Consider the following 11,783-nt stretch of genomic DNA (forward strand, 5'->3'; position numbering starts at 1 on the left):
TGGTTATTAGTTGAGCAATAAAAAGTCAGCGCTGGAGTTACACGGTACGCTTCGCTTTTTGCTTGTAACGGTCGAAAATCACGGCTGCCAGCAGGATCAGACCCCGCACGACGTACTGAGAGAACGGCGAAATATTCAGCAGGTTCATGGCGTTCTCCACCGTGCCCAAAATCAGGATACCGGCCACCACATATGAGATTTTTCCGATGCCGCCCTTGAGGGAAACGCCCCCTAAAACGCACGCTGAAATGACGATCAGCTCATAACCGATAGAGGTCATAGGCTGTCCGCTGGTCATACGCGAGGCCAGAATAATCCCGGCAGCGGCGGAGACCAGCCCCGAGAGCACAAAGATAATAATCTTGGTTCGTACGACCGGCACCCCTGCCAGACGCGCCGCTTCTTCATTACCGCCGATCGCCAGCGTGTTACGGCCAAAGGTGGTGCGGTTCAGCAGGAAGCCGAACAGGATCAGGCAGGCCACGGTGAGCCAGATAGGCGCCGGCAGGCCCAGCCAGTTAGCATAGCCCAGCGTAAAGAAGCGCTCGTCTTCAATCCCCACCGCTTTGCCGTCGGAGATGATATAGGCCAGACCGCGCACTATCTGCATCGTCGCAAGCGTGGTGATCAGGGCGTTAATCTTCAGGCGTGCGATAACAAAACCGTTCACCAGACCGCTGATGACGCCGAGCAACAGACCGGCAAAAACGCCAATCCACAGGCTTTCCGTCATGTTGATCACCACCGCCGTGGTGACGCCCGCACAGGCGATAACCGAGGCTACCGACAGGTCGAAATCACCGGAGGCCAGACAGAAGAGCATGCCGCAGGCCACCATGCCGGACATGGAAATAGCCAGCCCCAGCCCTTTCATATTAATGAAGGTGGCAAAATTAGGCACGAAGATCGCACAGGCGATGAAGAGTGCGGCAAAGACCACCAGCATGCCGTACTGATCCCAGATACGGCCAAAACTGAATGCCGACTTCGGCGCTCCGGATGTAGTAACAGAGGACATCATTAACTCCTTACTCAGGCGACTGCCTGGCTGACTTTAGGCATGGCGAGGTTCAACGCCTGTTGTTCATTCGCCTGTTCATGAAGTAATTCACCGGCGATTTCACCTTCCCGCATCACCACAATGCGGTCGGCAACGCCAAGCACCTCAGGCAGATCGCTGGAGGCGAACAGCACCGCCACGCCGCGTTTTGCCAGTTCATAGATCACGTTGTAAATCTCGTGTTTTGCGCCCACATCAATACCGCGCGTCGGCTCGTCCAGCAAAATGACCTTCATATCTTCCGACAGCCAGCGGCCCAAAATGGCCTTCTGCTGGTTCCCTCCTGAGAGATTCATAATCAGCTGTTCCGGGCCGGGGGTTTTGATGTTCAGCGAGCGAATATGGTGGTCGGCGTTGCTCGACTCCCAGCCGTCGTTTATCAGGCAGCCCGCGCGGATAAACTTACGGCGGGCAGAAATGTTGATGTTGTCGCGCACCGAATGCACCGGAATGATCCCCTCCGCCTTGCGGTCTTCAGGGCAGAGCATCATTCCGGCCCTGATTGCATGGGCAGGTTTCTGAATATCCACCGGCTCGCCGTCAATGGAGACCTGGCCTGCGGTAATGCGGGTACCGCCGAACAGTCCTTTCATCAGCTCGCTGCGCCCGGCCCCCACCAGACCAAACAGCCCGACGATCTCACCGCTGCGAACGGATAACGAAACCGGCGTTCGCACGCCTGGCGCTTTGACGTTGTCCAGGCGCAGGCGCTCGGGGCCGTACTCGCGCGGTTTCCAGTGATAAATATCGCCCAGATCGCGCCCGACCATCGCCTGAACGAGCTGATCATGGTTAACCTGCTGCATATCGGTAAAGGTGCGCACATAACGCCCATCTTTAAATACGGTGATGGCATCGCTCAGGGCAAAAATCTCCTCCATGCGGTGCGAGACATACAAAATGGTGCGGCCTTCCTGACGCAGCTCGCGGATCACGCGGAACAGGTTTTCGATTTCACGCGCGGAGAGCGAACTGGTGGGTTCATCAAAGGCAATAATTCTGGCGTTACGCGCCAGCGCCTTGGCAATTTCAACCATCTGCCACTGGCCGATGGAGAGGTATTTCAGCGGCGTCTGGGGATCGACGTCCAGACCCAGGTGTTTAAGCTGCAGCCCCGCTTCATAATTAAGTAGCGAACGATTCACCACGCCGCTTTTGTGCGGAAGCTGCCCTAAATAGATGTTTTCAGCCACGGTCATCTCAGGGATGAGGTGCAATTCCTGATAGATAATGGCGACACCAGTGTTGAGCGCCGCCGTGGTATCGGCGAAGGCCACCTCTTCACCGCGAATGGCCAGCGTGCCGGTTGTTGGCGCGTAGTTGCCGCTGAGGATTTTTAGCAGCGTGGATTTCCCCGCTCCGTTTTCCCCCATCAGGGCATGAACCTGGCCGGCATAGCAGTCGAAGCTGATATCGGTCAGCGCGTTAACACCGGGAAACGTTTTCCCGATGCCGCGAAAAGAGAGATACGGATTAGACTGTTGCATAACGACTCCGTGATTCCTGTAGTGTGTACGTCTGGCCCCTTACGGCGAGTAAGGGGCACAATCACAGCGTATTACTTACCGCCCAGTCCTTTTTTCGCCAGTTCCTCTTTGAAGTTGTCGCGGGTAATCAGCACCACGTCGGTCACTTCTGTAAATTTCGGCGGTTCTGCCCCTTTGGTTACCCAGTTGTAGAGCATTTCGCTGGATTTGTAGCCATGGACGTCCGGGCTTGGCAGCAGAGAGCCGTAGAAGCCAGTGGCCTGCGCTTTGGACAGCTCGCTCACCGCATCCACGCCGTTGATGCCGATCCCAATGACGTCTGGCGCTTTGAAGCCCTGGCCTTCCGTCGCGCGCACGCCGCCCAAGACGGTGTTGTCGTTCATGCCGACCACCAGCCAGTGTTTCACTTCCGGGTGCTGGACCAGCATGGAGTTCGCGGCATCAAAGGCACCCGGGATGTCGTTAGATTTGGTAGGCACTTTGTAGATCTGTTTTTCCGGGAAGCCGGCCGCTTTCAACGCGTCCATTGAACCGGTCGTACGGCGACGCGCCGTGTCCAGCTCGTCCGCGGTGATAGCCATGACGGCGGTCTCTTTCACATCCCAGCCGCGTTTCTGCATCTCCTTATAAAGTTCCTGCCCCTGACGTTCACCGATTTTGGTCGCCGCCATCATGACCAGTGGAACGCTGTCCATGGGTTTGCCTTTGGCGTTAACGAACTGATCGTCAACCGCAATAACCTTCATGTCGTAACCGCGGGCTTTTGCCGCAATTGCTGACCCCAGTTTGGGATCCGGGGTGCAGATAACAAAGCCTTTCGCGCCGCTGGCCGCCAGGCTGTCGATGGCGTTCAGTGTTTTCTCACCGTCCGGCACGGCGATTTTAATCACCTCAAAACCTAAATCTTTTCCGGCTTTATCAGCGAATTTCCACTCGGTCTGGAACCAGGGTTCTTCCGGCTGTTTTACCAAAAAACCGAGTTTTAAATTCTCAGCGATAGCGGATTGTGACATAACGGCAGCCAGACCGATGGCCGCCAGCGCTTTAGTAAATTTGTGCATGGTAAACTCCAGCTTTAGCATTCTTTTCTGTAGGGAAGATTTGCGTGCTTCTTATTTAATCGGACTTAAAACAAGGCATTAGCGCTTACCTCGTCATAAGCGTTATTGCTGGTGATAGTTTTAGCGGGAAATTAATCATCCATAAGAGAGCCCCATCACACCGCAGAATTACAGTAATTGCGTACATAAATTCAGCGAAAAATGACATAAAAATGGCAGGAATTGTCAGACAAATGAAAGGGAGGTGAGCAGAATAATCCATAAGATTAGCTAAGAAATCCCTGATGCCTTACGGGGGTGACGCTGCGGCTATCGCCTGACGAGGGAACCATGCTTTTTATCAAAAAAGCGAAAGAGGCATAAAAAGGCGTTATTCCTTAAAAATTGATTTAGCGCAAATTTAGTAACGCATCATATATTTGAAATGAATAATCTGTATTTATTTTTTTTACAGAGCATTATTCCGGTTAAATATTCACGAACATAAATCAGCACAGCCAAAAAGGCATTTACCTTTTAATATCAATGATTTAATTAATTTTCATTTGGTGGCTATATATTTGTATTTTTGTACTATATTAAACTTTGTAATGTATGGTAAACACAGCCTAATTAAGAGTTTTCTTAATCATAAGACAAAGGTATGCTTATTTATATCGAACACAGGAAGTGAATTTTCGATCGACTTCAGTTACTGCAGAAATTGCATTTCTGTTTTTCTTCGCATTTGCCTGGCTGTCAGGTTAAGCAGCGGACATCACGTCCCACAGTCTATAAGGATATGAGTATGGCTACCCAAACGATGATGCAAAAACTTAACGCGCAGATGAACCTTGAGTTCTACGCCTCGAATCTGCACCTTCACTTAAGCGCATGGTGTTCTGAGAAAAGCCTCACGGGCTCTGCCACGTTCTTTCGCTCACAGGCACAAAGCAACGTCACCCATATGATGCGCGTCTTTAACTTCCTGAAGGCCGCAGGGGCTAACCCGGTAGTTAAAGCCCTCGATGGGATCAACGAAAATTACTCTTCTCTGGAAGAACTGTTTCAGAAAACGCTGGAAGAGCATGAGCAACGCTGCACGACGCTCAACAGACTGGCCGATGAAGCCAGAGCACAGCATGACATCACCACCCTTAAATTTTTACGCGATATGGACAAAGAACAGCAGCAGGACGGCATGCTGCTGAAAACGCTGGTGGATGAGATCCATAATGCCCGACAGGCAGGTTTATGCCCGGAGCAGGCCGACCGCCACCTGCTTGACCTGGTGACGGTGCAGCATCACTAAGCGTTTTAACCTGCCCTTTCCCTGATTCTGGGGGGCAGGTTCCCCTCCCTTTTCACCAACCCTCTGCTTTTGCTGAATTTTAACAAATCAGATCTCGCTCCCAATGATTAGCCTTACAAAATGTAATGATTTATTTAATTACATAATCATTGACGAGGGAGCAGCATGATCACCATTGAGTTTGTTGTCATTCTCCTCTGCCTGCTGACGGGTACACGTTTCGGCGGCATGGGGCTTGGGTTAATCAGCGGGATTGGCCTTTTTATTTTGTGTTTTGTCTTTGGACTCAAGCCCGGCAAGCCGCCGGTTGACGTCATGTTAACCATTCTTGCGGTGATTGGCTGCGCCGCCACCCTGCAGACGGCGGGTGGCCTCAACGTCATGATGCAGTTTGCTGAACGCCTGCTGCGCAAACACCCACAGCACATCACGCTACTTGCCCCTTTTACCACCTGGATGTTGACCTTTCTGTGTGGCACAGGGCACGTGGTCTATACCATGTTTCCCATCATTGCGGATATCGCGCTTAAAAAAGGGATCCGACCGGAACGCCCAATGGCGGTGGCATCGGTGGCATCCCAGATGGCGATCACCGCGTCTCCGGTTTCTGTCGCCGTCGTGTCGCTGGTCTCCATCCTGGCCGCGCAGCATGGGATAGGTCACGCGTGGGGGATCCTGGAAATTCTCGCCGTGTCGGTTCCCGCTTCACTTTTCGGGGTGGCGATTGCGGCCCTGTGGAGTTTACGCCGCGGGAAAGATTTGGCTGACGACATTGAGTTTCAGGAAAAACTAAAAGACCCCAGGCAGCGCGAGTTTATCTATGGCGGCACGGAGACGTTGATGAACCAGCGTTTTCCGAAGCAGGCCTACTGGTCGACATGGATTTTCTTTGCCGGTATTGCGGTGGTGGTCCTGCTCGGAGCCTTCCCTGAACTGCGCCCCGCCTTCGAGCTGAAAGGCAAAATGACGGCGCTGTCGATGAACCTTGTCATTCAGATGATGATGCTCATTGCCGGGGCCGTGATGCTGATGGTCTGCAAGGTCAATGCCTCAGCTATCTCAAACGGCGCGGTATTCAAGGCCGGCATGGTGGCGATCTTCTCGGTGTTCGGGGTGGCGTGGATGAGTGATACCTTTTTCCAGGCGCATCTCGACGAGTTAAAGCTGGCGCTGGAAGGCGTTGTGAAAAGCCATCCGTGGACGTATGCCATCGTGCTTTTCCTGGTGTCGAAGCTGGTGAACAGCCAGGCCGCGGCCCTGACGGCCGTGGCGCCGATGGGGTTGATGCTGGGCATCGATCCGAAAATGCTGATCGCCTTCTTTCCGGCGTCATACGGCTATTTTGTCCTGCCGACCTACCCCAGCGATTTAGCCTGCATCGGCTTTGACCGCTCGGGGACGACCCGCATCGGCAAGTTCATTATTAACCATAGCTTTATTCTGCCAGGGTTAATTGGTGTAAGCTGCGCCTGCGCGGCGAGCTACCTGCTGGTGCAAACCTTCTTTTAACCGCATCAACGGGCGACACGCGCGGTCGCCCGTGCGCAGGTTTAATGAGACTCGCCCTGCGGCGTGAAGCGCAGCTCTATGAGCGCGATGGCTTTCTGGATCGCGCGAAGCGTAACCGGATCGGCAGCGGCAGGATGGCTGGCAAAATCGATATTTTTTAGCTGCGTGGACATCTTCTCGCGCACTTCAACCGGCGCAATAACGTCCAGAACATCAAGAATTTGCTTGATAACCAGCTGACAGGCGACAACGTCAGATACCAGTTCCTGATCGGCGCTCAGGTTTTGTGACATGGGGCTTTCTCCTTATTCAAAGGCCGCCATAGTATCAAAACGTGGCCCCTGACATCTTCCCTTCATCGCCGCAAGACATAAAAAAACCCGCCGAAGCAGGTTTTTCTGTCAGAACATGGCACCCGGCGGCACGTCTTTAAAGGTGCGGCAGTAGTTGGCCCACATACTTTTCAGGATTTTGCGCAGTTTCATTGTGATGCTCCATTAACGTGTTATACAACGCTGTCGTCAATGTGCCTATAATATGACCACGGTCACAAAAATCAACATTTTTGTGATGCACATCACAATTCAACTCTCAAAAAGATCGTTAACCCACGATACCGCGAACAAAATCTTCGATCGCCTTATCCTGGCAATTTTCGAAGAAGCACTGCTGGAAACGCGGGCCGGAAACAGCGGTCTTTACCAGCTCAGGATCGATGGCGCGCAGCGAGTCCAGATAGTTATCTTTCACTACGGCCGCTTTCACCTGGTTCAGAATACTGGCGTTACGCACCTGCGGCTCTTTACGCTCTGGCGGATAACCCTCCCCTTTGCGGCCGGTGAATGCTTTTTCAAAGATAAAGCGAACGTTCAGCTCCGCCCCCCAGCCAAAACCTTTGGCAAACGGCAGCGAAAGCGCATTGCCGTTGTTGATTTGCGCAAAGAGGAAAGCGTCTGCGGGATCGATGCAGTAGCCGCAAATCACGCCAGGGTGGATGTTTAACGACATCAGCGCCCCCTGCCCGGTGCCGCATCCGGTGACCACGAAATCTACCGCTTTCGCATTCAGCAAAATACTCGCCATAATGCCCAGGTGGATGTAGGTCAGGTGATGATCGTTTTCATCGCTCATACCGACGTTATATACCGGAAACCCTTTTTCATCAGCTACCGTTTTCAGCTCTTTCAGTATCACCGCGTTTTTGGCCGCCTGGCTGTTTTCCATCATAAGTGCAATTTTCATTATCTCTCTCTCCGGGATGCGCTGCGGGCGAACCCGCTATGGATACCTTTTCATAATTTACCCTACTATCAAACAAACGCACTTTCAAAGTAAATGAAATGTGGTTTTAAAAAAATAAATGCGCGCTCACAGATCTGTGACAAATGCGCCACACGTCGTCCGTTGCAAAGAGAGAAGAGAGATTGTCCGGCTATTCGGGGGATTGCGGCGGGCATCTGCGGGTACGATAACGTATTTCCATCCACTCAGAGCGAACCATGAAAAGAGTCATCGTAGCCGGCGCTATCCTGCTGCTCGCAGGGTGCAGCGTTAACCGTCAGGCGGAAATCAGCAGCCTCGATGCCCCGAACGGCATTGTCCGCCTCGACTACGGCCAGGCAGTGCTGCAAAACGCCTGGTCAGACGAATATGTTAATAACGGTATCGCGGTAAAAGCCTGCCAGAACATGGGGTATGCCACCGCCTCTGCCTACGGGCAGCCCGTCAAAACCTGTACCCTGACAAGCGGCTCTTTGTGCCTGAACGAGAGCGTGACCATTCAGTATAAATGCATGGGGTATGCCGTTAACCCCAAGTCAAATAACCCCTGGTATTAATCAAAGCTGCCAGCTCGTGCTGGCGCTTTATTTAACTAAGAACAAAAATAATTCGCATTAATAAATATAAATATCGCCAATGCGTTTTATTCCCATTCGTATTTTGAAATAATAAATATTTAATTTTACTTTTTGCAAATAATTAAATAACAAATTATAGTGTCGCTCATTATGAACCCGTAATAATAATCCGGAGCGCCACCATGCTGAAAACTGAAATGATCGACAAGCTCAATGCGCAAATGAACCTTGAGCTCTATTCATCCCTTCTCTACCAGCAGATGAGCGCCTGGTGCAGCTATCACAGCTTCGAAGGTGCGGCAGCGTTTCTACGTCGTCACGCTCAGGAAGAGATGACCCACATGCAGCGCCTGTTCGATTATCTGACCGATACGGGTAGCCTGCCGCGCATCGAGAACGTGGCATCGCCTTTTGCCGAGTACAATTCTCTCGACGAACTGTTCCGCGCCACCTATGAGCACGAACAGCTGATCACTCAGAAAATTAACGAACTGGTTCATGCGGCAATGATCGGCCAGGATTATCCAACCTTTAATTTCCTGCAGTGGTACGTCGCTGAACAGCACGAAGAAGAGAAGCTGTTTAAATCGGTGCTGGATAAATTATCGCTGGTGGGTAAATCTGGCGAAGGACTTTACTTTATTGATAAAGAACTTTCGACTCTCGATACGCAGAATTAATATCAGCGCGGTGCCGGTTTCCGGCGCCGCGTTAATTTACATACACCCCGCGCAGCTGGTGCAGCGCCAGTCGTGGGGATTCACGGCCTGGTAAAAATTGCGGTAATTCGCCGTCTCCAGCGGAATACCCGCCTCGAAAAACAGGTCGGTTAGCCAGTCGACGTTCTCAATAATCCACTCATCTTCCTGTAGTCCCTGGGCGAACGCCTCATCCTCGGGATCGATAATCGAATAAATTGCCCACGTGCCCATGTCTTTTTCGCGTCGGGACTCCGGCAGCGTCAGGGGCTGATTCTGCCAGCTGATAATCCAGTGACCGTGGCATAACAGATTGCCTCCCCGGCTCCATGCCGCGGTAAATAGATTCTCCCCCGCCATAAAAACCCTCACTTTATTTTATTATTTGTACAAGGTGTTTACGTTACGCCTGAATTTCGCGCCGTAATATTGCCCTTATGAAGTAGGCATCACCCCATAAAGGATCGGAGGGTTAGCCGGGTGTAAAATAATCATTACACGACTTGTAACGGTGATTTGACGAATTACCGCTTTTCCCTTACTCTGCGCCGCAGAATTTGTCGCGATTCACCATCGTTGTAGAGGAAAGCGTGAAAAACAGAACCCTGGGAAGTATTTTTATCGTCGCCGGAACGACGATTGGCGCAGGAATGCTGGCAATGCCCCTGGCCGCAGCAGGCGTGGGATTTGGAATGACCCTGCTGCTGCTTGGCACGCTCTGGGCATTAATGTGCTACACCGCACTGCTGCTGCTTGAGGTATACCAGCATGTCCCCGCCGATACCGGACTGGGTTCGCTTGCGGCGCGCTACCTGGGACGCTACGGCCAGTGGATCACCGGCTTTAGCATGATGTTCCTGATGTATGCCCTGACCGCCGCCTATATTAGCGGTGCCGGGGAGCTCATCGCCTCCAGCGTCAATGACTGGTTTGGCTCAGACATTACCCCTGCCACGGGAGCCATCTTCTTTGCGCTCATCGGCGGCGGCGTGGTCTGCGTGGGAACCTCGCTGGTCGATCTGTTTAACCGCTTTCTCTTTAGCGCTAAAATTCTGTTTCTGGTTGTCATGCTGGTGCTGCTGGCGCCGCACGTGCACAAGGTGAACCTCCTGACGCTGCCGCTGGAAAAAGGTCTGGCGCTTTCCGCTATCCCGGTTATTTTCACCTCGTTTGGCTTCCACGGCAGCGTGCCAAGCATCGTCAGCTATATGAATGGTGATATTCGCAAACTGCGCCGCGTCTTTGTCATCGGCAGCGCCATTCCGCTGATCGCCTACATTTTCTGGCAGCTGGTGACGCTGGGCAGCATTGACTCTTCAACCTTCGTCGGGCTGATGGCGCAGCACGCTGGCCTGAACGGTTTTCTGCTGTCCCTGCGCGAGGTGGTCACCTCGCCGCACGTGGAGCTGGCGGTGCACCTGTTTGCCGACCTGGCGCTGGCGACCTCATTCCTGGGCGTGGCGCTCGGCCTGTTTGATTACCTTGCCGACCTGTTCCAGCGCCGCAATACCGCCGTCGGGCGGTTGCAGACCGGCGCCATTACCTTCCTGCCGCCGCTGGCCTTTGCGCTGTTTTACCCGCGCGGGTTTGTGATGGCGCTGGGCTACGCGGGAGTGGCGCTCTCTGTCCTGGCCCTGCTGCTCCCTTCCCTGCTGGCGTGGAAAAGCCGTCAGCAGCATCCTCAACAAGGATACCGCGTGGCAGGCGGGAAACCGCTGTTGTGCGTTGTGTTTAGCTGCGGGGTGATGATTATTCTGGTGCAGGTGTTGATTGCAGCGGGGATGCTGCCGGAAGTGGGTTAACTAAAAAAGGGGCTAACATCAGCCCCTTTTTTATCAGTGCAGGCAGCAGCTCTTAAACTTCTTCCCGCTGCCGCAAGGACACGGATCGTTACGCCCCACCTTCGTGCCATTCACGACAGGCTTCTTCGCTTCCGGCTGCTGCGGATTCTCCACCCAGTAGTTGTATAAGCGCAGGGCCGCAGGCTGGATGCGCTCGATGCTGGCGATATACTCCTCTTCGGACAGTTCATCCAGCTTCTCGCTGTTCTCTTCCGTTCCGTGCAGGGCAATCACCTCGAGGTCGGCCTTCAGGGATTCCGGCAAGGCTGACCAGTCCGTCAGCGCCACGCCGCGCATGTAGCCATAGCACCACTCTTCGACCACGGTGTAACTCTCCCCGTCAACGTCGTTATAGCCGAACATCGGCTCAAACTGATCCGGGTACTCGCTCAGGCGCTCGGCAATGTCGTTCATATGCTTAAAGCAGAGATCGATAAAACGGTTCATCTCACGATCGTTTTTCCAGCGCGGAATGTATTTCTCCCCGCCCCACACCGCCACCAGCCAGGCATCTGGCTCAACGACAACAGGGCCGGAAAGCACTGCGGTAAACATGCCGTCCAGTTCGGATACGTCAATCACGGACGCATCGTCATGACCGTAAGACATTAACGTCTCTTCCAGCCACGCCATTTCGCTTTCATTTAATGGACCTTCCGTCATCGCGGACACTCCTGATAAAAAGGAAAGGATCCTACCACAGATCGCACGCCTGCCCTGGCTGAAGTTTAGGTCTTTATTGCTGCAAAAGCGTGCAAATCGTGACCGTTGCACAACTTATGGGCTTTATTGTTAACGATGTGTGATCTCCGCTGTAATTTCTTCTGCTGCCCCAGGGCGGGATAACGCGGCACTCTATACTCAAAGATGTCATATCCCCGTCAAGGGGTTAACCATTCTGGCAACGTTTTTGCTTGCTGTTCTTCGCGCGACGCTGCGCATGGAAACCTCGCCGTATCACGCAGGATGCCGTTCGT

The 11,783-nt window shown here is 53.0% G+C and carries 13 protein-coding genes; 5 read left to right on the forward strand and 8 right to left on the reverse strand.

Annotated features, from left to right (window positions below):
• Positions 1 to 37 precede the first annotated feature (37 nt).
• The 3 genes from araH to araF form a co-directional block, all read right to left on the reverse strand.
• Positions 38 to 1,018 (reverse strand): arabinose ABC transporter permease AraH, encoded by a 981-nt coding sequence (araH, locus tag ACR42C_RS14095; protein WP_032644894.1) that lies wholly within the window; start codon positions 1,016 to 1,018, stop codon positions 38 to 40.
• A gap of 14 nt (positions 1,019 to 1,032) precedes the next feature.
• A complete protein-coding gene (araG, locus tag ACR42C_RS14100) occupies positions 1,033 to 2,547 on the reverse strand; it encodes an L-arabinose ABC transporter ATP-binding protein AraG (RefSeq protein ID WP_316379488.1) in 1,515 nt (504 codons plus the stop codon).
• Positions 2,548 to 2,618: 71 nt separating this feature from the next.
• Entirely contained in the window at positions 2,619 to 3,608 is a 990-nt protein-coding gene (gene araF, locus ACR42C_RS14105; protein WP_008500409.1) for an arabinose ABC transporter substrate-binding protein AraF, read from the reverse strand.
• A gap of 787 nt (positions 3,609 to 4,395) precedes the next feature.
• On the opposite strand from araF, the gene ACR42C_RS14110 reads away from it, so the two are divergent.
• Together ACR42C_RS14110 and ACR42C_RS14115 are read left to right on the forward strand one after the other, a co-directional pair.
• Positions 4,396 to 4,899 carry a non-heme ferritin-like protein gene (locus tag ACR42C_RS14110; RefSeq protein WP_233002679.1) on the forward strand — a complete coding sequence of 168 codons (504 nt, stop codon included), beginning with the start codon at positions 4,396 to 4,398 and terminating at the stop codon, positions 4,897 to 4,899.
• Between the two features lie 165 nt (positions 4,900 to 5,064).
• Positions 5,065 to 6,408: an anaerobic C4-dicarboxylate transporter gene (locus ACR42C_RS14115; RefSeq protein ID WP_316379487.1), complete on the forward strand. Its 1,344-nt coding sequence runs from the start codon at positions 5,065 to 5,067 to the stop codon at positions 6,406 to 6,408.
• A gap of 41 nt (positions 6,409 to 6,449) precedes the next feature.
• Here the strand turns inward: ACR42C_RS14115 and ACR42C_RS14120 are convergent, their stop codons facing one another.
• From ACR42C_RS14120 to ACR42C_RS14130, 3 genes are all read right to left on the reverse strand, one after another.
• Positions 6,450 to 6,701, reverse strand: coding sequence for a DUF2766 family protein (locus ACR42C_RS14120; protein WP_008500405.1), 252 nt, complete (start codon positions 6,699 to 6,701; stop codon positions 6,450 to 6,452).
• A 108-nt stretch (positions 6,702 to 6,809) separates the two neighbouring features.
• A complete protein-coding gene (gene azuC, locus ACR42C_RS14125) occupies positions 6,810 to 6,893 on the reverse strand; it encodes a stress response protein AzuC (RefSeq protein ID WP_014884364.1) in 84 nt (27 codons plus the stop codon).
• Positions 6,894 to 7,011: 118 nt separating this feature from the next.
• Entirely contained in the window at positions 7,012 to 7,650 is a 639-nt protein-coding gene (locus ACR42C_RS14130) for an RpiB/LacA/LacB family sugar-phosphate isomerase (RefSeq protein ID WP_479984242.1), read from the reverse strand.
• Positions 7,651 to 7,907: 257 nt separating this feature from the next.
• On the opposite strand from ACR42C_RS14130, the gene yecR reads away from it, so the two are divergent.
• A complete protein-coding gene (gene yecR, locus ACR42C_RS14135) occupies positions 7,908 to 8,246 on the forward strand; it encodes a YecR family lipoprotein (protein ID WP_479984243.1) in 339 nt (112 codons plus the stop codon).
• Positions 8,247 to 8,449: 203 nt separating this feature from the next.
• A complete protein-coding gene (gene ftnA, locus ACR42C_RS14140) occupies positions 8,450 to 8,947 on the forward strand; it encodes a non-heme ferritin (protein ID WP_028013664.1) in 498 nt (165 codons plus the stop codon).
• 36 nt (positions 8,948 to 8,983) lie between these two features.
• Here ftnA and ACR42C_RS14145 read toward each other — a convergent pair whose 3' ends face one another.
• A complete protein-coding gene (locus ACR42C_RS14145; RefSeq protein WP_163329848.1) occupies positions 8,984 to 9,325 on the reverse strand; it encodes a hypothetical protein in 342 nt (113 codons plus the stop codon).
• A 230-nt stretch (positions 9,326 to 9,555) separates the two neighbouring features.
• Here ACR42C_RS14145 and tyrP point away from each other — a divergent pair, with 230 nt between their 5' ends.
• On the forward strand, positions 9,556 to 10,767 hold the full coding sequence (tyrP, locus tag ACR42C_RS14150) for a tyrosine transporter TyrP (protein WP_116339021.1): 1,212 nt from the start codon (positions 9,556 to 9,558) through the stop codon (positions 10,765 to 10,767).
• A gap of 33 nt (positions 10,768 to 10,800) precedes the next feature.
• On the opposite strand, the gene ACR42C_RS14155 is transcribed toward tyrP, so the two are convergent.
• Complete coding sequence (locus ACR42C_RS14155) at positions 10,801 to 11,469, reverse strand: YecA/YgfB family protein (protein WP_163329846.1); 669 nt, start codon at positions 11,467 to 11,469, stop codon at positions 10,801 to 10,803.
• Positions 11,470 to 11,783 lie beyond the last annotated feature (314 nt).

It is taken from the genome of Enterobacter sp. MG-EB028 (genome assembly GCF_056673305.1).

What these genes read in the sequence shown, in the direction of transcription:
- araF (WP_008500409.1), bottom strand. Translation starts at nt 3,608, where the DNA reads ATGCACAAATTTACTAAAGCGCTGGCGGCCATCGGTCTGGCTGCCGTT.
- ACR42C_RS14145 (WP_163329848.1), bottom strand. Translation starts at nt 9,325, where the DNA reads ATGGCGGGGGAGAATCTATTTACCGCGGCATGGAGCCGGGGAGGCAAT.
- ftnA (WP_028013664.1), top strand. Translation starts at nt 8,450, where the DNA reads ATGCTGAAAACTGAAATGATCGACAAGCTCAATGCGCAAATGAACCTT.
- ACR42C_RS14155 (WP_163329846.1), bottom strand. Translation starts at nt 11,469, where the DNA reads ATGACGGAAGGTCCATTAAATGAAAGCGAAATGGCGTGGCTGGAAGAG.
- ACR42C_RS14110 (WP_233002679.1), top strand. Translation starts at nt 4,396, where the DNA reads ATGGCTACCCAAACGATGATGCAAAAACTTAACGCGCAGATGAACCTT.
- ACR42C_RS14115 (WP_316379487.1), top strand. Translation starts at nt 5,065, where the DNA reads ATGATCACCATTGAGTTTGTTGTCATTCTCCTCTGCCTGCTGACGGGT.
- ACR42C_RS14130 (WP_479984242.1), bottom strand. Translation starts at nt 7,650, where the DNA reads ATGAAAATTGCACTTATGATGGAAAACAGCCAGGCGGCCAAAAACGCG.
- yecR (WP_479984243.1), top strand. Translation starts at nt 7,908, where the DNA reads ATGAAAAGAGTCATCGTAGCCGGCGCTATCCTGCTGCTCGCAGGGTGC.
- ACR42C_RS14120 (WP_008500405.1), bottom strand. Translation starts at nt 6,701, where the DNA reads ATGTCACAAAACCTGAGCGCCGATCAGGAACTGGTATCTGACGTTGTC.
- araG (WP_316379488.1), bottom strand. Translation starts at nt 2,547, where the DNA reads ATGCAACAGTCTAATCCGTATCTCTCTTTTCGCGGCATCGGGAAAACG.
- araH (WP_032644894.1), bottom strand. Translation starts at nt 1,018, where the DNA reads ATGTCCTCTGTTACTACATCCGGAGCGCCGAAGTCGGCATTCAGTTTT.
- azuC (WP_014884364.1), bottom strand. Translation starts at nt 6,893, where the DNA reads ATGAAACTGCGCAAAATCCTGAAAAGTATGTGGGCCAACTACTGCCGC.